This window comes from Acidovorax sp. A1169 (assembly GCF_030704685.1).
In the GTDB taxonomy this organism is placed as follows: Bacteria; Pseudomonadota; Gammaproteobacteria; order Burkholderiales; family Burkholderiaceae_C; genus Acidovorax.
In genome coordinates this window covers 202,594-223,834 of sequence record NZ_JAUZDX010000008.1, presented here as the reverse complement: position 1 = coordinate 223,834, position 21,241 = coordinate 202,594, and the positions used below count along the sequence as shown (strand labels likewise).

The 21,241-nt window shown below is 67.5% G+C and carries 21 protein-coding genes; 7 read left to right on the top strand and 14 right to left on the bottom strand.

The genetic code is table 11. The annotated features are described in order from the left end of the window. Positions 1-37 precede the first annotated feature (37 nt). From QYL93_RS15710 to dacB, 4 genes are all read right to left on the bottom strand, one after another. On the bottom strand, positions 38-709 hold the full coding sequence (locus QYL93_RS15710; protein ID WP_305744509.1) for an OmpW family protein: 672 nt from the start codon (positions 707-709) through the stop codon (positions 38-40). Between the two features lie 35 nt (positions 710-744). Next, complete coding sequence (locus tag QYL93_RS15705) at positions 745-1,890, bottom strand: SGNH/GDSL hydrolase family protein (RefSeq protein ID WP_305744508.1); 1,146 nt, start codon at positions 1,888-1,890, stop codon at positions 745-747. A 163-nt stretch (positions 1,891-2,053) separates the two neighbouring features. After that, positions 2,054-3,358, bottom strand: coding sequence for a lipase family protein (locus QYL93_RS15700; protein WP_305744507.1), 1,305 nt, complete (start codon positions 3,356-3,358; stop codon positions 2,054-2,056). A gap of 142 nt (positions 3,359-3,500) precedes the next feature. Beyond that, the gene (gene dacB / locus QYL93_RS15695; RefSeq protein WP_305744506.1) at positions 3,501-4,982 is read right to left on the bottom strand and encodes a D-alanyl-D-alanine carboxypeptidase/D-alanyl-D-alanine-endopeptidase; all 1,482 of its coding nucleotides are present in this window, start codon (positions 4,980-4,982) and stop codon (positions 3,501-3,503) included. A 60-nt stretch (positions 4,983-5,042) separates the two neighbouring features. Here dacB and QYL93_RS15690 point away from each other — a divergent pair, with 60 nt between their 5' ends. The 5 genes from QYL93_RS15690 to corA all read left to right on the top strand — a co-directional run bounded on the left by QYL93_RS15690 (position 5,043) and on the right by corA (position 9,286). Next, positions 5,043-6,035 (top strand): DMT family transporter, encoded by a 993-nt coding sequence (locus QYL93_RS15690; RefSeq protein ID WP_305744505.1) that lies wholly within the window; start codon positions 5,043-5,045, stop codon positions 6,033-6,035. Positions 6,036-6,055: 20 nt separating this feature from the next. Next, positions 6,056-6,793, top strand: a complete 738-nt coding sequence (tsaB, locus tag QYL93_RS15685; RefSeq protein WP_305744504.1) for a tRNA (adenosine(37)-N6)-threonylcarbamoyltransferase complex dimerization subunit type 1 TsaB — start codon at positions 6,056-6,058, stop codon at positions 6,791-6,793. Continuing rightward, on the top strand, positions 6,790-7,269 hold the full coding sequence (gene rimI / locus QYL93_RS15680) for a ribosomal protein S18-alanine N-acetyltransferase (protein ID WP_305744503.1): 480 nt from the start codon (positions 6,790-6,792) through the stop codon (positions 7,267-7,269). Before tsaB ends, rimI begins: the two co-directional genes overlap by 4 nt. Before the next feature lie 10 nt (positions 7,270-7,279). Then, entirely contained in the window at positions 7,280-8,092 is an 813-nt protein-coding gene (locus tag QYL93_RS15675) for a uracil-DNA glycosylase family protein (protein ID WP_305744502.1), read from the top strand. 207 nt (positions 8,093-8,299) lie between these two features. Continuing rightward, positions 8,300-9,286 carry a magnesium/cobalt transporter CorA gene (corA, locus tag QYL93_RS15670; RefSeq protein WP_057200757.1) on the top strand — a complete coding sequence of 329 codons (987 nt, stop codon included), beginning with the start codon at positions 8,300-8,302 and terminating at the stop codon, positions 9,284-9,286. A gap of 175 nt (positions 9,287-9,461) precedes the next feature. On the opposite strand, the gene QYL93_RS15665 is transcribed toward corA, so the two are convergent. The 10 genes from QYL93_RS15665 to QYL93_RS15620 all read right to left on the bottom strand — a co-directional run bounded on the left by QYL93_RS15665 (position 9,462) and on the right by QYL93_RS15620 (position 19,789). Then, entirely contained in the window at positions 9,462-10,205 is a 744-nt protein-coding gene (locus QYL93_RS15665; protein WP_305744501.1) for a 5'-methylthioadenosine/adenosylhomocysteine nucleosidase, read from the bottom strand. 128 nt (positions 10,206-10,333) lie between these two features. Further along, on the bottom strand, positions 10,334-12,013 hold the full coding sequence (locus QYL93_RS15660; RefSeq protein ID WP_305744500.1) for a long-chain-fatty-acid--CoA ligase: 1,680 nt from the start codon (positions 12,011-12,013) through the stop codon (positions 10,334-10,336). 143 nt (positions 12,014-12,156) lie between these two features. Continuing rightward, complete coding sequence (locus QYL93_RS15655) at positions 12,157-13,581, bottom strand: NAD(P)(+) transhydrogenase (Re/Si-specific) subunit beta (protein WP_305744499.1); 1,425 nt, start codon at positions 13,579-13,581, stop codon at positions 12,157-12,159. Further along, positions 13,578-13,904, bottom strand: coding sequence for an NAD(P) transhydrogenase subunit alpha (locus QYL93_RS15650; protein ID WP_305744498.1), 327 nt, complete (start codon positions 13,902-13,904; stop codon positions 13,578-13,580). Before QYL93_RS15650 ends, QYL93_RS15655 begins: the two co-directional genes overlap by 4 nt. Positions 13,905-13,930: 26 nt before the next feature. Next, positions 13,931-14,476: a phenylacetic acid degradation protein gene (locus QYL93_RS15645; protein WP_305744497.1), complete on the bottom strand. Its 546-nt coding sequence runs from the start codon at positions 14,474-14,476 to the stop codon at positions 13,931-13,933. 23 nt (positions 14,477-14,499) lie between these two features. Then, on the bottom strand, positions 14,500-15,213 hold the full coding sequence (locus QYL93_RS15640; RefSeq protein WP_305744496.1) for a hypothetical protein: 714 nt from the start codon (positions 15,211-15,213) through the stop codon (positions 14,500-14,502). Further along, positions 15,210-16,325 carry a Re/Si-specific NAD(P)(+) transhydrogenase subunit alpha gene (locus tag QYL93_RS15635; protein ID WP_305744495.1) on the bottom strand — a complete coding sequence of 372 codons (1,116 nt, stop codon included), beginning with the start codon at positions 16,323-16,325 and terminating at the stop codon, positions 15,210-15,212. Before QYL93_RS15635 ends, QYL93_RS15640 begins: the two co-directional genes overlap by 4 nt. Positions 16,326-16,515: 190 nt before the next feature. Next, positions 16,516-17,580, bottom strand: coding sequence for a class II fructose-bisphosphate aldolase (gene fba / locus QYL93_RS15630; protein WP_305744494.1), 1,065 nt, complete (start codon positions 17,578-17,580; stop codon positions 16,516-16,518). Between the two features lie 80 nt (positions 17,581-17,660). Then, positions 17,661-18,992, bottom strand: coding sequence for a histidine kinase dimerization/phospho-acceptor domain-containing protein (locus tag QYL93_RS15625; RefSeq protein WP_305744493.1), 1,332 nt, complete (start codon positions 18,990-18,992; stop codon positions 17,661-17,663). A gap of 95 nt (positions 18,993-19,087) precedes the next feature. Then, a complete protein-coding gene (locus tag QYL93_RS15620) occupies positions 19,088-19,789 on the bottom strand; it encodes a response regulator transcription factor (protein WP_305744492.1) in 702 nt (233 codons plus the stop codon). Between the two features lie 79 nt (positions 19,790-19,868). Here QYL93_RS15620 and QYL93_RS15615 point away from each other — a divergent pair, with 79 nt between their 5' ends. Then, positions 19,869-20,621: a phosphatase PAP2 family protein gene (locus QYL93_RS15615; RefSeq protein WP_370876980.1), complete on the top strand. Its 753-nt coding sequence runs from the start codon at positions 19,869-19,871 to the stop codon at positions 20,619-20,621. Next, entirely contained in the window at positions 20,608-21,219 is a 612-nt protein-coding gene (locus tag QYL93_RS15610; protein WP_305744490.1) for a phosphatase PAP2 family protein, read from the top strand. Before QYL93_RS15615 ends, QYL93_RS15610 begins: the two co-directional genes overlap by 14 nt. Positions 21,220-21,241 lie beyond the last annotated feature (22 nt).

The following is a 21,241-nucleotide window of genomic DNA, read 5'->3' as shown; positions in this document are numbered from 1 at the left end:
CCTTTTTGGGGTCGGCTTTTTTGTTGGCGGGCCCGGGTCAGAACCTGTACGCGACGCCGATGGCGATCACGTCGGGGTTCAGCCGCTTGCTGATCGACTGGCCCGAAGACAGGTGCGTCGTGGTCTTGAGGAAGCTCTTGTAGTAGGCGGCATCCAGCGACCAGCGCTCATTGAAGTTCCAGACAAAGCCGACCTGGGGAGTCAGCCCCCACTTGTTGTCCACCGACGCCGTCCTAGGGCGTGAAGGCGTGCCACCGGTCAGGCCGCTCAAGGTGGCTGTGGTGCGGGTCTTGAAGAAGCGGCTGTAGGTCAGGCCCAGGCCCACGTAGGGGCGAAAGCGCGCCTCGGGCTCGGCAAAACGGTACTGGGCGAACACGGTGACCGGCAGGACCTTGGTCTCGCCGAGCTTGCCCACGCCAGCGATGGCGCCATCGCCCTCGATCTCGTGCTTGAACGGCAGCGCCAGGGGGACATCCACGGCCCAGTGGTTGGTCAGCATGTAGTTCACGCCGCCCGACAGCGAGGTGGCATTGCCCACGTCGATCTTGGTGCCCGGAAAGCTCGGAGCGCTCAGGTCGCCGCTCCTGACCTGCGGGGCAATGTGCGTGAACCCGGCGCGCACGCTGAACGTGCCCGCCACCTGGGCCGAGGCGCTGGCACCCAGCAAGAGTGCCGCCACCGCCAGGCCGGCCTTGGAAAAATGCTGCATGAAAGACTCCTTCGAAGGGTTGGAGCGAAGGCGGCTCACAGCCAGCCCGCCCGGGACAGCGAGCGCGACACCAGTTGCCCGACCAGTTGGTGACCATAGGGCGTGGGGTGGAAGCTGTCGGAGAAGCCATAGCTCTTCCACCAGTCCGTGCCGCCCGTCGCGCCGGCGGGTGGCACCATGGCCGACAGGGCCGCGGCCGTGCAGGTGGGGAAGCTGTAGGTGGGCAGGCCATCGCTGCCCACGCCCGTGGCCGGGCAGGCCGGCGTGGTGGCGTTGGTGAGCTGGTACTGGGCCGGGTTGGTCGACTGGTCCTTGAAAGAGGTGTAGAAGTCCACCACCACGATGCGCTCGTCACCGGCCAGGCTGGTGGCCAATTGCGCGTTGAAGGCCTGGACCCAGCCGTCGAACAGGGCCTCGGCCTGCTTGGCGGCCTCGGCACCGCGCTGGGCGGAGATCGAGGCCAGCACCATCAAGAAGCGGGGAGTGCGGGTGATGCCGGGGGCATTCAGCACGGCCACGCGGGGAGCGCCCTTGGCGACCGTGTTGGCCTTGATGGTGGTCGCGAACTGCTGGGCCAGCGCCTGCATGTAGGCGCCACCCACCTGGGCCTGGCCTGCGGCACCACCCGCCAGGGCGGCGCTGACCGTGGCTGCGGGCAGCACCGAGCCCAGCACGGCAGCATAGGCCTGGCCATTGTCGGTAGCCGCCCGAAGGTAGGCGCCGACCAGGTCCGCCGCATCGTTGCCGCCCCCATCGACCAGCACCAGATCCGAGGCGGTGTAGCCGCCGTTGCCCAAGTCCTTGAGCTGCTGGATGATGGACACGGGCGAGGTGGGCGCAGTGAAGTTGTTGATGCGCCCGCCGCCCACGGCGTAGTTCGAGCAGGCGGCATTGGCGGAAAACGCCGTGCCGTTGAAGACGTAGTGCGCGCACAGCGACTGGCCATAGCTGGTGGCCACGCGCTCGGGCCAGATCGGCGTCGATCCGGCACCGGTGGCGGCCGAGCCCTGCACGGTGAATTTGTAGCCGAAGGTGCCACTGTCGGCCAGGCTGTCACCGGCCACTTTCACCGAGGTCACGGGCGCCGCAGGCGTGCTGTCCGAGCCGCCACCACCGCATGCCGCGAGCAGGCAGGCCGTTGCCAGCACCGAAAGGGCGGCCTTGCATTGTCTTGTGTTCAAGGGAGTCTCCAGGAAAGAAGATTACAAAAAGCACGACCGTGCTTTTTGCAGCACCCATCCTAACTCCGCATGCGCTCCTTGCCCGCCCGGGAAACTACCAAGCCCTGCACCATGAAAAAAGCCGACCCGGAGGTCGGCTTTGGATGCTGGCGAGACGCTTCGCTTACTTCACGATGATGTCGAAGGCGGCGCGCGCCTGGGCATGGCAGAACGGTGGCTCATAAGTGCCATGGTAGGCACCGTAGTAGGTGGCAAAGGCCGCAGACGTCGGATCGGTAGGCGCGACGCCACCGGGGCCGAAGGTGGCCTGAATGGGCCCGTCCACATCCACCGAGATCACGTTGGTCACGCCACGGGCAGCGAAATCGGCGGCCATCACGCGCTGGTGCACGGCAGGCGGCACCGTGGGGTCGCCCGAGCCACCACACAGCAGCACGCGCGACTTAGGCGTCCAGCCGAGAAGGTCGTTCTTCTGGGCGGCCAGGTAGAGCGGGTCGTTCACGTTCGTCTGGCTGCTGGCGAGGAAGGCCGGCTGGAACAGCGCATCGCGTGCCTGGTTTGGCGTGCCGCCCGGCAGCGTGCCCGAGGTCACCAGCGTGGTGTAGTTCATCGTCGGGCTGGGCAGCAGGGTCTCGATGTAGTTGGAGTACGGTGCCTTGAAGGCCTGCTTCACATCGGAGTAGACGTTGCCATAGACCTTCTGCCAGGCCGTCACGAGGTAGGGCACGAAGAACTGCACGCCCGCGATCGCGTCCGGAATGCGCAGCGAGCCCGACAGGTTGTAGGGCCCTGCCAGGTGGGCGCCGGCCGCCACGTCGAATTCGTTGCCGTAGTCGCGCTCGGCGGCACGGTGCGCGGCCATCGAGGCATGTCCGCCCTGCGAATAGCCGGTGAACAGGATCCTGCCCGACAGGTTGGCCCCCACCGAGCCGGCGACCTTGCGTGCGGCGCGCACCGAATCGATCACCGAGGTAGCTTCAGAATCAGCGTGCAGGTAGGGGTGGTAGCTGTAGCCCGACTTGGCAAACCCGAGGTAGTCGGTGGCGACCACGGCATAGCCCTGGGAGGCGTACATGGCGGCCAGCAGGAAGGTCTCGCTGTCCTGCGGGTTGGCCAGGGTGCGGGGCTTTTGCACATCGGTGCCCTTGGCATAGGCCAGCAGGGCGGCCTTCTCGCCGTTGCAGCTGCCTGCGGGCACCAGCATCACGCCCGAGGCGTTGGTGAGTTCGCCCGCCTTGACGCCTGCCGTGTAGTAGTTGAGCGCAACGACCTTCACGTCGCACCGTGCCTTGCCGGCAAGGGCCCTGAGGCCGCTGGACGTGGTGCCCGCATCGATCTGGTCGGCAGTTAACGTGGTCAGGGTGACGGGGAGCTCTACCAGGTCGCCGCGTCCGACGTCGTCGGAGCCCCCGCAAGCGGCGAGCAGTGCCGCTACGGCGGCGATACAGGTCAGGCGAAAGTACTTCATGGTCGCAATCCTCTCTCTATGTGGGCTATGTCGGCGGATGGTAACGCAGCATCGTGCGCGCACCTGCGCCCTAGCGACCATTAGGGATAACGAGTGCCCCAGGACGCCTGGGCGACAGCTGCCTGCCCTGCGCGCCTGCGCCCTACTGGTCGCGCGCGGCCCAGTCGGTCAGCGCATCGAGCACTGGGCGGGCGGCCCCGGCGTTGGCATGGTTGACCATGGCCACCAGCACGTAGCGCCGGCCACTGGCGCCATGCACGTAACCAGCGATGGCCATCACGTCGCGCAGGCTGCCGGTCTTGAGGTGGGCCGCGCCCCGGGCTTGGCTGCGGCGCAGGGTGCCGTCCACCCCGGCGATGGGCAGGGAGGACACCAGCTCGGGCATCACCGGCGAGGCCCAGGCCGATTGCAGCATGCGCGCCAGGCCCTGGGCGGTGATGCGCGCATCGCGGGAGAGGCCGGCGCCGTTGTCGGCCACGGGCTGGTCGGCATCGCCAAAGCGCAGATGCCACCAGCGGCGCAGGGCGTCGCGCGCACCATCGAACGTGGCAGGCACACCCTTGTTCCCCAGCGCCAGCGTGAGGAACACCTGCTGCGCCATGACGTTGTTGCTGTACTTGTTCACGTCGCGCACCACCTCGGCCAGGGCGGGCGAGGTGGCCACGAAGACGGGTTTCAGCCCGGCCGGCACCTTGCCGTCGCGCACGCTGCCCGTGAGCTTGCCGCCCAGCTCGCGCCACATGCCCTCCACCGCGCGCGCCGCAAAGCCGCGCGGATCGGCCGGCGCGATGGGCCACACGCGCTCGCCGCAGCTGGCCGGGAACACGCCCTGGAAGGCAATGCGCGCCGGGTCGGAAAGCTCCGCGCGCAGGGCGCCGCGCCAGTCGCCGCAGTCCGCCCCGGGGGCGGCCAGCGCCACGGAAGCCTGGCGCTGCACGCCGGCCATCGGCGGGTCGTACTGGATGCGCGCCAGGCCTGCGGCCACGTCCGGCACGAAGGTCATCACCTGCGACTTGTAGTTCACCAGCAGCGCATCGGGCGAGGCGTTGTAGGGCCGCAGGGGCTCGTTGTCGAAGCTGCCGGGGTCCTGCTCGGGCACGTCGAAGGCGGTGCGGTCGAGCACGATGTCGCCCACGATGACCTGGATGCCCTGGCCCTGCAGGCGGCGCAGCAGCAGCCACAGCCGTTCCATCACCAGCTTGGGATCGCCCTGGCCCTGGATGTAGACGTTGCCGCGCAGGCTGCCATCCTGCACCGTGCCCTGCACGTAGACGGGGGTGTTCCAGGCATAGGCCGGGCCGAGCTGGTCGAGCGCCGCATAGGTGGTGACCAGCTTCATCACCGAGGCCGGGTTCATGGGCACCTGGGCGCGGTGCGCAAGCCGAGGCGCCTGCCGCGCACCGCCCTGGGCGTCGACCACCAGCACCGAGAGCGCCTCGCGCGGCAGGCGGGCACGGGAGAGCGCGGCCTCCACCTCGGGCGGCAGGGGCGAGGGGCTGGGCGCCTGGGCATGGGCGCCGGGAAGCGCCAGGCACCACCACAGCACGGCCAGCGGGGCGGCAAGGCGCCACGAAGGCGCGAAGGATGGCTGGGGCAGACAGGTCAACAGGCGTACGGACAACATGGGCAGGGAGTCTATCGCCCGCCACCGGCACGGCCTGCCCGACCCGCCGATAATCCCCCGATGCGCTTTTCTCCCCGGGCCAAGGGCCTGCTGGCGGCCCTGGTCACCGTCACCCTCTGGACCAGCTTCATCGTGATCGCCCGCGCCTCGGCGCAGCGCACCCTCACCCCCCTGGACATCACGCTGCTGCGCATCGTGGGCGCCAGCCTGGTGCTGGTGCCCTGGGGCTGGTGGCTGGTGCGCCGGCGCCGTGCACTGCTGGGCGCCAGCGCGCCGGCCTCCAGCCTGGCGGGCATCTCGCCGTTGCCGCTGACCACCACAGCCCTGCTGGGCATCTTCGGCGGGGTGCTGTACGCGGTGCTGGCCTACGCCGGCTTTTTCCACGCCCCGGCCACCCACGCCGCCGTGCTCATGCCCGGCAGCCTGCCGCTGTGGACCGCCCTGCTGGCGGTGATCGTGCTGCACGACCGCATCACGCCCCTGCGCGCTGCGGGCCTGGCGCTCATCGTGGCTGGCGACCTGCTGGTGGGTGGGCGCAGCCTGCTCGCGGGCTTTTCGGGCGGCGATGTGTGGAAGGGCGACGTGCTCTTCATGCTGGCCGCCGCCAGCTGGGCCGCCTACAGCGTGCAGGCCCGGCGCCTCGCCGTGGATGCGGTGCAGGCCACCATCGCCATCACGGCCTTTGCGCTGCTGGTCTACGCCCCGGTCTATGGGGTGCTGGTGGCGCTGGGCACGGTCTCCAGCCACCTGGGGCAGGCGCCGTGGCGCGAAATCCTGTTCCAGCTGGTCTTCCAGGGCGGTGGCTCGGTGGTCATCTCGGGGATTGCCTTCACGCGCATGATCCAGCACTACGGCCCCGTGCGCAGCACCATGATCACGGCGCTGGTGCCCGGGCTGTCGGCCATCGGTGCGGTGCTGCTGCTGGGCGAACCCCTGCAGTGGAACCTGGGCGCGGGCCTGGCGCTGGTGACCACGGGTATCCTGCTGGGGGTGCTGCGCAAGAGCCCCGCGCCCGCCGCCCTGCCGCCCACTTCGCCAAAATCCGCAGCCTGATGTCCCCGCCTGCCACCGCCATGAACCTGCTTGCCTTCGATACCAGCACCGATACCCTGTCCATCGCCGTGCAGCACGGGGACGTGGTGCGCGAGCACACGGGCCCTGGCGGCGCCCAGGCCTCGGCCACGCTGATTCCGGCCATCAACCGCCTGCTAGCAGATGCCGGCCTGTCGTTCGCGACGCTGGACACCATCGTGTTCGGCCGGGGCCCGGGCTCCTTCACCGGTCTGCGCACCGCCTGCGCCGTGGCTCAGGGCCTGGCCTTCGGGGCGCGCGGCGGTACAGGTGTGCCCGTGCTGCCGGTCGACACCTTGCTGGCCGTGGCAGAAGAGGCCCGCCACCAGCATGGCAGCACCCAAGTGGTGGCCGTGCTCGACGCGCGCATGGACGAGGTCTACAGCGCCCGCTGCGAATGGCTGCCCACCGAGAGCCGCTGGCTGGCCGATGCGGACTTCGGCCTGGGTGCGCCCGAAACCGTGCAAGTGCCAGCCGGCTGGAGCGTCGCCGGCAATGCGCACGCCCCCTATGGCGAGCGCCTGGCGCCCCTGGCCACGCATGTGCGGGCCCTGCCCACGGCCACCGCGCTGCTGCGCCTGGCGCCGGCCCTGCTGGCCGCAGGGGGGGGCGTGCCCGCCAGCGCTGCCCTGCCGCGCTATATCCGCGATAAAGTGGCGAAAACCACAGCCGAGCGGGACGCGTTGCGCGCTGCCCAGGCCACGCCCACCCTGCCTAGAACCGACCCTCCATCCCTATGAGCGCAGTTCCAACCCCTGGTGCCGACGCCCCCGAGGCGCGCCTGGAATCCCTCACCCTGTCACAGCTCGATGCCGTGCTGGAGGTGGAGCAGCGCGCCTACACCCACCCCTGGACGCGGGGCAACTTCATCGATGCCATGGCCTCGCGCTACGAGTGCCAGTTGCTGATGGGCGGCGACCAGTTGCTGGGCTACTTCGTGGCCATGATGGGGGTGGACGAGGTGCACCTCCTGAACCTCACCGTCGCCCCTGAATTCCAGCGCCAGGGCTGGGCCCGCGTGCTGCTGGACGCGCTGGCGCTGTGGTCGCGCGGCAAAGGCGCCCAGTGGCTGTGGCTGGAGGTGCGCGTGAGCAACCTGCGCGCCCAGCAGATCTATGAAACCCATGGCTTTCGCCGCGTGGGCGAGCGCGCGCGCTACTACCCGGCCCACCATGGCCAGCGCGAGGACGCGGTGGTCATGAGCCTGCCATTGTGAGAACCACCCCATGAGCCTTTCCCTCGATGCGCGCCAGCGCGCCATGCTGCAGGAGATGGGGGTGACCGTGTGGGCCCCCGGCGAAGCCACTGCGGCCCCGCCAGCCGCTGCCCTCGTGGCTGCGCCGGCCGACCGTGCCGTGCCAGTGCACGATGGCGCAGTGGCCACCGCGGTACGGCCCACCCCTCAGCCGCCAGCGCCTGCCGCACCCCTGCCGGCGCAGGCGAACGCCCCGGCGCCGGCGCCGGCAGCGCTGCGCAAAGCCGCAGCCACCCCACCGGTGGCTCCGGCCGCGGCGGCAGCGGCCACCGGCCTCTCGCTCCACGCGCCCCAGGCGCTGTATCCCACGGCAGACCCGGCGCGCACGCCGGCAGGCCTGGGCAGCGGCTGGCTCATCGTGGCCGAAATCCCCCACCCCGCCGAGCCGCTGTCGGGTGATGCCGGCAAGCTGCTGGACAACATGCTGCGTGCCATGCAACTGCACCACCACCCCCGTGTGTTCCTTGCAGCACTGCAGCGCGCAGCACCCGGCGGCCAGGATGGCAGCGGCAACGATGCCGACGTGGCAGGGCAACTGGCCGAGGCCGTCGCCACGCTGCAACCGGCCATGGTGCTGGTGCTGGGCCATGTGGCCGCCCGGGCCGCACTGGCGAGCACCGAACCGCTGGGCCGCATGCGCGCAGGGCCGCACACCCTGGCGGGCTGCCCGGCCGTGGTGACCTACGACCCGGCTTTCCTGCTGCGCTCGCAGGACAACAAGGCCGCCGCCTGGGCCGACCTCTGCCGGGCGCTGGCCACCGTGCGGGCGGCTGCCAACTCTTGAAGCCAGGGCGGGCGGGCCCACACCAGCGGGCCCTGTCAAAGACACGCCGGTTGCCCGGTGCGATAATCCGGCGCTTGCATTTTTTAACGGAGAAAGCTCCTTGGAAACCTACCCGAGTTGGTAGCTTTCAGCTCCCCGGCCTGCCGTGGGGTTGAAAGCAACCCCTGAACCCCCACCGCAGACGCCAATTACCAAGGGAGTGAGCACATGCTCAACATCTTTACGCTTGCCAATGGCCGGCTGTTCCAGGAAGAAATCGAATCCCTGGAAGAGCTCGCCAGGTTCCAGCCGATCTGGGTGGACCTGGAAGCCCCCACGCTCGAAGAAAAACGCTGGATCAAGCAGCACTATGGCCTGTCCATCCCCGAGGATGCGATGGACGAGGACATCGAGGAATCCGCCCGCTTCTATGAGGAAGACAACGGCGAGCTGCACATCCGCAGCGATTTCCTGATCGACGACGACGAGAACCCGCGCTCGGTGCGCGTGGCCTTCATCCTGAACCAGCACAACGCCAACCTCAAGAGCCGGGGCGTGCTGTTCTCCATCCACGACGAGGACGTGCCCGTCTTTCGCCTGCTGCGCATGCGTGCGCGCCGCGCGCCGGGCCTCATCGAGGACGCCAAGGAGGTGCTGCTCAAGCTGTTCGACGCGGATGCCGAATACTCGGCCGACACGCTGGAGAACATCTACGACGAGCTCGAAGCGGTGAGCAAGCAGGTGCTGGCCGGCGATGTGACCGATACCCGTGCCGGCGAGGTGCTGGCCGCCATCGCACGCCAGGAAGACTTGAACGGCCGCATCCGCCGCAACGTGATGGACACGCGCCGCGCGGTGAGCTTCATGATGCGCAGCAAGATGCTCAACTCCGAGCAGTTCGAGGAGGCGCGCCAGATCCTGCGCGACATAGAGTCGCTGGACAACCACACGGCCTTCCTGTTCGACAAGATCAACTTCCTGATGGACGCCACGGTCGGTTTCATCAACATCAACCAGAACAAGATCATCAAGATCTTCTCGGTGGCCAGCGTGGCGCTGCTGCCGCCCACGCTGATCGCCAGCGTGTACGGCATGAACTTCCAATTCATGCCCGAACTTACGTGGACCTACGGCTATGCCTATGGCATCGCGCTGATGGTGGCGAGCGCGGTGGTGCCCATGTGGTACTTCCGCAGGCGCGGCTGGTTGAAGTAGCCCCCTGTGGCGCTGCGCGCCTTCCCCCCCGAGGGGGGACGCCACCCCTGGACCGGCAAAGCCGGATCCACGGTGGCGCTGGTGGTTGCACTTCGGGCGCTACGCGCCCTGGTGCTGTCGAGCCGGGTATTAAGCTACTCCCATCTGTGGCGCTGCGCGCCTTTGTGCTGCCGGGTCACAACGTTTGCATGAGCACGCGCACCATGTGCTCGGCGTAGCGGCTGGCGACGGTCTGGACGAAGTGGGCGAAGTCGACGTGGGCGGTGTCGTCGGCGCGGTCGGAGATGGTGCGGATGGCGGCGAAGGGGATGGCGTAGTCCAGGCAGACCTGGGCCACGGCGGCGCCTTCCATTTCGACGGCAAGTACGTTGTGGCCAGCCAGGCCCAGGCCTTCGCTCAATTGCCGGGCTTCCTGGGCGCTGGAGACGAAGCGGTCGCCACTGGCGACAAGGCCGTGGTGCACGCGGTGCGCCCCATCATCCAGACCCGGCAGGCGGCCGGCGCCGGACAGGCAGTTGCGGGCCGCGTCCCGCAGCAGGGTGGACAAGTGCGCATCGCAGTCCAGCCGCGTGCGCGCATAGCCAGGCAGCTCCCAGCGCGGGAACAGCGGCGAGGCGTCCATGTCGTGCTGCAAAAAGGTCTCTGCCACCACCACGTCGCCCACGTTCACACCATCCCCCAGGCCACCGGCCACGCCGGTGAAGACGATGCGCGCCACGCCGAAATGCTCGATGAGCGCGGTGGCCGTGGTCGCGGCCGCCACCTTGCCGATGCCCGAGAGCGCCAGCACCACGGGCCGGTCGCACAGCTCGCCCTTCCAGAAGGAGCGGCCTGCGTGGGTGAGGCGCTGGGGGCGCCCGAGCCGGGCGACGAGGCTGGCCTGCTCGTCGGGCAGGGCGCTGAGAATGGCGGTGGTCATGGAGCTTCGGGCAAAAAGTAAAAGGGCCTGCGGCCGGGCACGCAGAATCTGCGATTATTCCAGCCGGAGGCCCTTTGCGAACCACTCGCTCCAGGTACCGGATCGCGGCACCCGAAGGTGGTTGCCTGCTACTTCTTGTCGCGCAGCTCGCGGCGCAGGATCTTGCCCACGGGGGTCTTGGGCAGCTCGGTGCGGAACTCGATCACCCTCGGCTGCTTGTAGCCCGTGAGGTTGGCCTTGCAGTATTCCTTGATCTGGGCTTCGGTGAGCCCCGGGTCCTTCTTCACGATGACCAGCTTGACGGCCTCGCCGGTCTTCTCGTCGGGCACGCCGACCACGGCGCATTCGAGCACGCCGGGGCAGTTGGCGACCACTTCCTCGACCTCGTTGGGGTAGACGTTGAAGCCACTGACCAGCACCATGTCCTTCTTGCGGTCCACGATCTTGAAGTAGCCGCGCTCATCCATGATGCCGATGTCGCCGGACTTGAAGTAGCCGTCATCGGTCATGACCTTGGCCGTCTCGTCGGGGCGCTGCCAGTAACCGGCCATGACCTGCGGGCCCTTGATGGCGATCTCTCCGGGCTGGCCCAGTGTGGTGACCTCGTTGCCTTCGTCGTCCAGCAGCTTCATCGACGTGCCGGGAATCGGCACGCCGATGGTGCCGGTATATTCCTTGGCCGTCACGGGGTTGCAGCTGGCCGAGGGGCTGGTTTCCGACAGGCCGTAGCCTTCGCAGATGGGGCAGCCGGTCTTCTCCAGCCAGAGCTTGGCCACGGCGCCCTGCACGGCCATGCCGCCGCCCACCGAGACCTTGAGGTTCTTCCAGTTGACGGTGTTGAAGTCGGGGTGGTTGGCCAGGCCATTGAACAGCGTGTTCACGGCCGGGAAGCTGTGGAAGGTGTGCTTGGACAGTTCCTTGAGCACGGCGGGCAGGTCGCGCGGGTTGGGGATCAGGATGGTCTTGCCGCCCGTGCGCATGGACAGCATCATGTTCACGGTGAACGCGAAGATGTGGTACAGCGGCAGCGCGCAGACGCTGGTGGGCTGCTCGCCCGAGGGCACCTTGGCCATCACGGGTGCGTTCCAGGCCTCGGACTGCAGCACGTTGGCGAGCACGTTGCGGTGCAGCAGCACGGCGCCCTTGCTCACGCCGGTGGTGCCGCCGGTGTACTGCAAGAGGGCGATGTCGTCGGGGCGGATGTCGGGCTTCTTGAAGCTGCCGCGCGTGCCGCGGGCCACCGCGTCGTTGAAGCGCACGGCGCCGGGCAGGTCATAGGTGGGCACCATCTTCTTGACGTTGCGCACCACGTAGTTCACCAGCGTGCCCTTGACGAGGCCCAGCTGGTCGCCCATGGCCGCCAGCACCACGTGCTTGACGGGGGTGTTGGCGATGCACTGCTGCAGCGTGCTGGCAAAGTTCTCGATGATGACGATGGCCTTGGCGCCCGAGTCCTTGAGCTGGTGTTCCAGTTCGCGCGGGGTGTACAGCGGGTTCACGTTGACCACCACGAAGCCGGCACGCAGGATGGCCGCCACCGTCACGGGGTACTGCGGCACGTTGGGCATCATGATGGCGACGCGGTCGCCCTTGACCAGGCCCAGGCCCTGCAGGTAGGCCGCAAAGGCACTGCTCAGCGAGTCGGTCTGGGCGTAGCTCACATCCCTGCCCATGAAGCTGTAGGCCACGCGGCTGGCGTACTTGCTGAACGCCTCATCCATCAGCGCGACGAGCGAGGGGTACTGCGAGGTATCGATATCGGCGGGGACGCCTTGCGGATAGGCGGCCAGCCAGGGGCGGTCGGTCATGGTGCGTGTCTCTCCAAACTTCTCGTTGCAATGGAACCCCGGCATTGTCTCTGCCGGTACGGGTTCCGTGGGTGGTTAGTTTCCCCTAGGCTGCAGGGCTTTTGCCTTTGCGCCAGAAGGGTCTTTCACCGGGGGGAAAGGGCTTACTCGATGGCCTTGCCGATGTCCTCGACGACCTTCTTTGCATCGCCGAAGACCATCATGGTCTTGTCCATGTAGAACAGTTCATTGTCCAGGCCGGCATAGCCTGCGGCCATGGAGCGCTTGTTCACGATCACGGTCTTGGCCTTGTAGGCCTCCAGGATGGGCATGCCGTAGATGGGGCTGCCCTTGGTGTGGGCGGCGGGGTTCACCACGTCGTTGGCGCCGAGGATGATGGCCACGTCGGCTTGGCCGAACTCGCCATTGATGTCCTCCATCTCGAACACCTGGTCGTAGGGCACCTCAGCCTCTGCCAGCAGCACGTTCATGTGGCCGGGCATGCGTCCGGCCACGGGGTGGATGGCGTACTTCACCGTCACACCCCTCTCGGTCAGCTTGGCGGCCAGTTCCTTGACCGCATGCTGGGCGCGCGCCACGGCCAGGCCATAGCCGGGCACGATGACCACGGTTTCGGCATTGCCCAGCACGAAGGCCGCGTCGTCGGCGCTGCCGGTCTTGACCGGACGCTGCTCCTTGGCGCCGCTAGTGGCCGTGGCCGCCTCGCCGCCGAAGCCGCCCAGGATCACGTTGAAGAACGAGCGGTTCATGGCCTTGCACATGATGTAGCTCAGGATCGCGCCCGAGCTGCCCACCAGCGAGCCGGCGATGATCAGCATCGAGTTGTTGAGCGAAAAACCGATGCCCGCCGCCGCCCAGCCCGAGTAGCTGTTGAGCATGGACACCACCACCGGCATGTCGGCACCGCCGATGGGGATGATGATCAGCACGCCGAGGATGAAGCCGAGCGCGATCACCAGCACGATGTCGATCCAGCTTTGCGAATGCCAGAAGCCGAAGCAGAAGAACAGCACGGCCAGGCCCAACACCAGGTTGAGCTTGTGCTGCCCCGGGAACTGCACCGGCGCGCCCTGGAACAGGCGGAACTTGTATTTGCCCGAAAGCTTGCCGAAGGCAATGACCGAACCGCTGAAGGTGACGGCGCCGATGAAGGCCCCGAGCGCCAGCTCGATGCGGTTGCCGCCGGGGATGGGCGCATCCTTGGGCACGATGGCAAAGGCCCAGGGCTCGGCCACCACGGCGACGGCGATGCACACCGCTGCCAGGCCGATCATGCTGTGCATGAAGGCCACGAGTTCGGGCATCTTGGTCATCTCGACCCGGTTGGCCATGATGGCGCCGGCCGCGCCGCCGACCACCAGGGCCCCCAGCACGTAGACCATGCCCTGCGCCTTGCCGCCCGACAGCTCGACGATGAGCGCGGCGGTGGTAAGCACGGCGATCGCCATGCCCGTCATGCCGAAGACATTGCCGCGGATCGAGGTCGTCGGGTGCGACAGCCCCTTGAGCGCCTGGATGAAGCAGACGCTGGCCACCAGGTACAGCAGCGTGACGAGGTTCATGCTCATGCCTGGCCTCCTTCAGTCTTGGGGGCGGCTTTCTTTTCCTTCTTTTTGAACATCTCGAGCATGCGGCGCGTCACGAGGAAGCCGCCGAACACGTTGACCGCGGCCAGCGCCACGGCCAGCACGCCCATGCTCTTGCCCAGCGTGGTCTCGGTGAGTGCAGCAGCCAGCATGGCGCCCACGATGACGATGGCAGAGATGGCGTTGGTCACCGCCATCAGGGGCGTGTGCAGCGCGGGCGTCACCGTCCAGACCACGTGGTAGCCCACGTAGATGGCCAGCACGAAGATGATGAGGTTGATGAGGGTGGGAGAGACGGCATCCATGGAAAGGTGTCCTTCTTCAATTGGCGTTAGGTTCCGGCAGACCAGGGGCCTTTGGCGGCATTCTTCTTGGCGAAATAGGCATCCACAGCGTCGATCAGCTGCTGCTGGGCCGCGTTGATGGGCGGCTCGATCAGAGCTGCCGATCGCATCACGGTCTTGAGCGTTTGCACGTGGTAATCGGTGAACTTGTCGGCGCTGCGCGCCAGCACCTCGGGCAGCTCGGAGAGCGCCAGTGCGCGGTTGCGCAGCAGGTGCGCGCTGGCCACCCAGAGGTTGCCGGCATCACCATCGGTCAGAGCCAGGTGTTCGCGCAGCAGCGCCTGCACACCGGTCTTTTGCTGCACGGTGATGGCGCCCGTGGTCTGCACCGTGGCCAGGGCCAGCACGGCGACCACGTCGACCGGGTGGTCGAGCGCGTAGAGCGGTGGCGTGGTGACCTTTTTCCGCCAGGCACGCCGGTGGAAGAAGGTCAGCGGGTTGAGCCAGCCTACGTCGATGCCGAAGCGCCGCAGGGCCTCCATGGCCATCGTGAAGGTGATGACCAGGCCCAGGATTTGCAAAATGATCCCCATGTTCCGTGCCTCCCTTGGCTTTTTTATTGGGGCAGTGCGGCGGGGAAAGGCGGCACGGCCAAGAATCCATCCATCATGCCGACGCTCATGCGTGCGGCGCGGGCCATCTGCTGGCTCCATGCCTCGGCCGGCACGCCGGCGCGCAGGTAATCGGGCGTGTTGCCTACGGGCAGCTTCAGCAGGCGCAGGTCCACCAGGGCATTCACCTCGATGTAGGCGCCGCCCTCGGTGGCATAGCGGTAGTTCAGGTGCGAGTAGGGCTGTGCCAGCGCGGCGCCCCGCTCATTCACCCAGCGGACCAGGCCAGGGTGGGCCCTTTCCATGAAGCGGTCACTGGTGTGGGCCCAGCGCTTGAAGCGCAGGCAGTCCACGCGCACGGGGCTGCCCGCAGCGGCGTCCTGCACCCAAAGGCCCTGCTCTTGCCTGCAGGAAGCCGTCCACAGGGTGCGGTCGCGCGGGTCGCTGCGCTGGTGGGATTGCACCAGCATCACCGCCAGCACTTCGTTGCGGGCACCGCGCAGTGCCACGGCACGGGTCTGCAAGGGCACGTGGGCGGGCGGCGGCAGTGCCAAGAGGGTCTCGTCGAAGCTGCCCAGGTCTTCCCAGGCCGAGGAGGGCAGCACCACGCGCGTACGCCCGGCGCTGAACTCGGCCGGGCCGGCGGGCATGGGGGCACAGGCGGAAAGAACGGCCAGCGCTGCTGCGGCAGCCAGCAGGCGGGACAACAGGTGCCTCATGCGCGCTTCACCGTGCCTTCGTGGGCCATCAGACAGGCGGCCACGATGTCGTCCTGCAGGTCCATGTGCAGGGCACCTTCCTTGTTGATGATGAGCTTGAGGAAGTCGAGCACATTGCGTGCGTACAGCGACGAGGCATCGGCAGCCACCAGGGCCGGCAGATTGGTCTCGCCCACCAGCGTCACGCCGTGCTTGACCACCGTCTTGCCAGGCTCGGTGAGCGGGCAATTGCCACCCTGGGGTGCGGCGATGTCGACGATCACCGAGCCGGCCTTCATGGATTGGACCATCTCCTCGGTCACCAGCACGGGCGCTGCGCGGCCAGGGATCAGGGCGGTGGTGATGACCACATCGGCCTGGGCCACGCGCTTGGCGACTTCGGCCTTCTGGCGGTCGAGCCAGCTTTGCGGCATGGGGCGGGCATAGCCGCCCACGCCCTCGGCGGCGTCCTTTTCTTCCTGCGTCTCGTAGGGCACGTCGATGAACTTGCCGCCCAGCGATTCGACCTGCTCCTTGACGCTGGGGCGCACGTCCGACGCCTCGATCACGGCGCCCAGGCGCTTGGCCGTGGCAATCGCCTGCAGGCCCGCCACGCCCACGCCCAGGATCACCACGCGCGCGGCCTTCACGGTGCCGGCGGCGGTCATGAGCATGGGGAAGAAGCGCTGGTAGCGGTCGGCAGCGATCATCACGGCCTTGTAGCCCGCGATGTTGGCCTGCGAGGACAGCACGTCCATGCTCTGGGCGCGCGTGGTGCGCGGTGCGGCTTCGAGCGCATAGGCCGTCACGCCGGCCGTGGCCAGGCGCTGCAGGCCTGCGGCATCGAAGGGGTTGAGCATGCCGACAAGCGTGGTGCCTGCGCGCAGGCGCGGCGCCTCGGCCTCGGAGGGGCAGCGCACCTTGAGCAACAGGTCGGCGCCCCAGGCGCCCGCCGCATCGGTGATCTCGGCACCGGCGGCATCGTAGGCTGCGTCGGTGACGCTGGCGGCAATGCCGGCACCGGCCTCGATGCGCAGGGTATGGCCCTGGGCCTTGAGTTTCTTGACCGTCTCGGGCGTCACCGCGACCCGGGTCTCTCCGGCCATGGACTCTGCAGGCACACCAATCAGCATGTCGTCTCCTTGCTCAGGGGTAAGGTCAGTGGAATTACTTACTTGCTGACCATGAGCTTACATGAAGAAACTTTGATGCCCGCCGCTTTCGCCTGATGTAGAGGGAACTCCCCATCGCAAAGGAGACACTTCGGGCAAGAAAAAAGCCCGCGAGCGCAGGGCTGGCGGGCTTTGCGGGGGCGGGACCGGATCAGTGCACGACCTGGGCCAGTGTGCCAGCGGCGTACTGCTGGGCCACCTGCTGCAGGCTCAGGCCCTTGATCTTGCTGCCCTGGCCTTCGCAACCGAATTCCAAGTAGCGGGCCTTGCAGACCTGCTTGGCGGCTTCGCGGGCGGGCTTGAGCCACTCGCGCGCGTCGAACTTGTCGGGGTTCTCGGCCAGGAACTTGCGCACCGCGCCGGTCATGGCCAGGCGGATGTCGGTGTCGATGTTGATCTTGCGCACGCCGTGCTTGATGGCTTCCTGGATCTCTTCGATCGGCACGCCGTAGGTTTCCTTCATCTTGCCGCCGTACTGGTTGATGATGGCCAGCAGCTCGGCGGGCACCGACGAGGAGCCATGCATCACCAGGTGGGTGTTGGGGATGCGCTGGTGGATTTCCTTGACGCGGCTGATGGCCAGGATGTCGCCCGTGGGCTTGCGGCTGAACTTGTAGGCGCCATGGCTGGTGCCGATGGCAATGGCCAGGGCGTCGAGCTGCGTGGCCTTCACGAACACGGCGGCTTCCTCGGGGTCGGTCAGCATCTGGCTGTGGTCGAGCTTGCCTTCGGCGCCGATGCCGTCTTCCTCGCCGGCTTCACCGGTTTCCAGGTTGCCCAGGCAGCCGAGCTCGCCTTCCACGGTGACGCCGACCTTGTGCGCCATGTCGACCACCTTGCGGGTCACTTCCATGTTGTATTCGAAGGACGAGGGGGTCTTGCCGTCTTCCATCAGCGAGCCGTCCATCATCACCGAGCCGAAACCCAGGTCGATGGCCCCCGAGCAGATCTTGGGCGAGGTGCCGTGGTCCTGGTGCATCACCAGGGGAATGTGCGGGAAGGCTTCGACGGCGGCCTGGATCAGGTGCTTGATGAAGGGCTCGCCGGCATACTTGCGTGCGCCTGCACTGGCCTGCAGGATCACCGGTGCACCCACCTCGTCGGCGGCCGCCATCACGGCCTGGACCTGTTCCAGGTTGTTGACGTTGAAGGCGGGGATGCCGTAGCTGTTGGCAGCGGCGTGGTCGAGCAGTTCGCGCATCGAGACGAGGGGCATGGTCGTGAGGTCCGTTCAGGGTTGATGGGGCGCCATGGATACAGGCAGCTGGCGGTGGTAACCGCTTGGTAACCCTGATTTTACCCGGCCGTCGCCACCGGCGTTGCGGCGAATTCCAGCCGGTAGCAGGTGGTAAAGGGCACAGGAGCCGGTGCAGGCCCGAAATGCGCGCCGTGGGCTTCAGCCACCCGGCGTACGATCTCGTGCCCCAGGTGCAGGCTGTCCGCCGGTCGCACAGCACGCTGAGAACCTGGGCCGCTGGCACCGTCGTCACAGACCTGGAACCATGCGGCGCCGGAATCGGTAAACCCCATCTGCACAGCGATGCGTGTGCCCTCGGGAGTGTGCTTGAGGGCGTTCTCCAGCAGGTTGCGCAGCGCCAGGTCGAGCAGCACGGAATGGCCCAGCACGGCCACCTGCTCCGGCCCGGCCAGTGCGATCTCGTCGCCCCGCTGCCAGGCGGCCTGGGCGTAGTCGGCGCACACCGCCCGGCCAATGGCGGCCAGGTCCAGCGGCGCCTTGGCGTCGTGCAATTCGGCCCGGCTGGCGCGTGCCAGGGCCAGCAGCTGGTTGAGCACGTGGCCGGCTCGCAGGGCATCCTGCCCGATGCGCGCCACGGCCTGCGCCTGTCCATCCGCGTCGAGTCCCTTGCCGAGGGCGCCGGCCTGCAGCGCAATCGACGACAGTGGCGTGCGCAGCTCATGCGCCACCTCGTTGGCCAGGCGGCGCTCGCGCGCCAGCATGGCCTGCTGGCGCTCCAGCAAGGTGTTGATGGAGGCCACCACCGACTCGAACTCGCTCCATGCATGGCGCGTGGTCAGGCGCTCGGCACTTGCGGGGTCGAGCACCGCGACATCCCGCGAGAGGTCGTACAGCGGCCGCAGCCCCCTGCGGATGGCCAGCCCCAGCGCAATGGCCACGACCGGCAACAACCACAGCCCGGGCTCGATCAGTTGCTCGGCAATGTCCTGCGCCAACTCGTCCCGCTCGCGCAATTCCAGCAGGACCATGATCTTTCTGTCCTTGGCTGCATCCCATTGTGAAAAGCTGCGCCATATAGACCCGTTGGCCCCCAGGGCCAGATTGGCAAAACCCTCACTGGCGCTGAAGCGGGGCTCGGGCGCGCTTCCGCTCAAGGCCAGCAGCCGCCCTTGCGCATCCCACTGCACCACGCTGATCGACTGCTGGTAATCGTGGGCCTTGAGCCAGGGCATGGCTGTCCGCTCGGTGATCTGGGGCCCGGCCATGGCCTCGGTGGCACGCAGGTTGAGCAACAAAGCCGCCACGCTGGCCAAATGGCCATCGGTCAGCTCATCGGCTTCGTGGACACCCGTTTGATAGCCCAGAAACACGAAACTGCCCCACACCAGCGCCAGCGCGCCCAACGACCACAGCAACAATTGCCGCGTCAATGAGGACCCTCTCGACCTTTGCCTAGAGGTCACGGCGGAGATCTCTGCTCCGCGAGATGCTATGCCGGTTTGCTCCGTGCGGCCTGGCGCGCCGCTCATGGCGCCTCCTGGGGCATGAAGTAACCAACTCCACGCATGGTCTGGATGCAATCGCTACCCAGCTTGCGGCGCAGGTGGTGGATATGGACCTCCACCGCATTGCTCTCGATCGCCGCATCCCAGCCATACAGCCGCTCTTCGATCTGCTGGCGCGACAGCACGCGCCCCTTGGCGTCCAGCAGCACCTGCAGCACCGAAAACGCCCTGGGCGATACGTCCACTGGCTTGCCCGACTGGCGGATCGTGCGGGCAGCCGGATCGAGCTCGATGTCACCATATCGGACGGTCGGCGACGCCCTGCCCGCCGCACGGCGCAACAAGGCACGCAGACGCGCATCCAGTTCATCCACGTCGAAGGGCTTGACCAGGTAGTCGTCCGCACCCTGGTCCAGCCCTGCGATGCGCTGGTAGATCTGGTCGCGTGCGGTGACGATGAGCACCGGCGTGGCCGGGTCCGGAAGTACAGGTGTAGAGGACGCACCGGGCGCCGGACTCAGGCGCAGGCGGCGCAGCAGATCGCTGCCATCGCCATCGGCGAGCCCCAGGTCCAGGAGCACCGCATCAAAACGCTCCGCACGCAGCGCCGCCCAGGCTCCGGCCACACCATCGCACACGTCCACCGCATAGCCGCGCTGCAGCAGGTTGGTGCGCAGGCCACTGGCAATGCCGGCATCGTCTTCGACCACGAGTATTCGCATGGGCCCATTGTCGCCGGGCCAGGCGGCCACCGCCAGGGCATTAAGACGGGGTTAAGTGCCGGCTTTTATGTTCCACGCCATGCAAGCCGCCCCCACCCCATCCCATCGCACCGCCTCCTCGCTTCACCGCAACGCATTCATGTGGACTCTTGCCCTGCTGGTTGGCGTGGCCGCATGGGATGTGCTGGGGCAAGATCTCACGCTGGCGCATGCCTTTGGCGACTCCACCGGTTTCCCCTGGCGCGACCAGTGGTTCTTCGTGCACGTGCTCCATGAAGGCGCACGCCGCCTGGGCTGGGTGCTGGTGCTGCTGCTGGCGTTGAGTGTGTGGTGGCCCAGGGGCGTACTGCGGCGCATCGACGCCAGTGAGCGGCTGCAGATGGCCCTCAGTGCACTGCTGGCACTGGCAGTGGTCAGCATCGCCAAGAACCTCAGCGCCACCAGCTGCCCCTGGGATCTGTCCGAGTTCGGCGGTATCGCGCGCTATGCATCGCACTGGGCCTGGGGCGTACTCGACGGGGGCGGCGGCCGTTGCTTTCCCGCCGGCCACGCTTCCGCCGGATTTGCATTCGTCGGCGGCTACTTTGCGCTGCGCCGCAAGCAACCCACCGCCGCACGCTGGTGGCTGGCCGGTTCACTGCTGGCGGGCCTGATTCTGGGTTTGGCCCAGCAGGTCAGAGGCGCTCATTTCATGAGCCACACCCTTTGGACGGGCTGGCTGTGCTGGACCACCGGTTGGCTGTGCGACCTGGCGATGTCCAGCTTGCGCCCTCGCCTGGGGCAGTTCTCTCACTCATTGCCCGCAGAGGAGTCCTCCCATGCTGCCTCTTGAGCTCGACTTGTTCCAGTCGCTGAATGCCAGCGTGGATACCCCTGCGGGCGTGGTGGCGGCTGCCCGCTGGATATCCCAATCACTGCCACTGGCAATGGCTGCGTGGCTTGCGGCCATCGTGGCCCTGGGGACAGGCCGGCAGCGACGCGCCGTATTGAGTGCATTCGCGGGCATGGCGCTGGCGTGGGTGGGCGCACAGGCGCTGCGCCATGGCATTCAGGCCCCACGACCAGCCCAGTTGGGGCTGGGCATGCAATGGATCGATCACGCCGCTCGGGCGGGTTTTCCGAGCCTGCATGCAGCAGGTGCTTTTGCACTGGCAGCAGCCATGTCACTGGGCCGGATGCCATGGGCAGCTGGCGTGGCATGGGCCGCCGCGCTGGCCATCGCCTGGAGCCGCGTCTGCCTGGGCGTGCATTTCCCGTCCGACGTGCTGGCAGGTGCACTCACCGGAATGCTGGGCGCCTGGGCCGCCCATCGCGCAGGGATGGCACTGGACGGCTTTCGGACAGAGACCATCGGCAGCGCAGCCCTGCTGCAACAAGGGCCGCTCTTGCCGCGCGTGCCCGCCGCGGAATGCCACGAGAGCGAGCGGTGAGCCACTACGGCAGGCCTGGAGG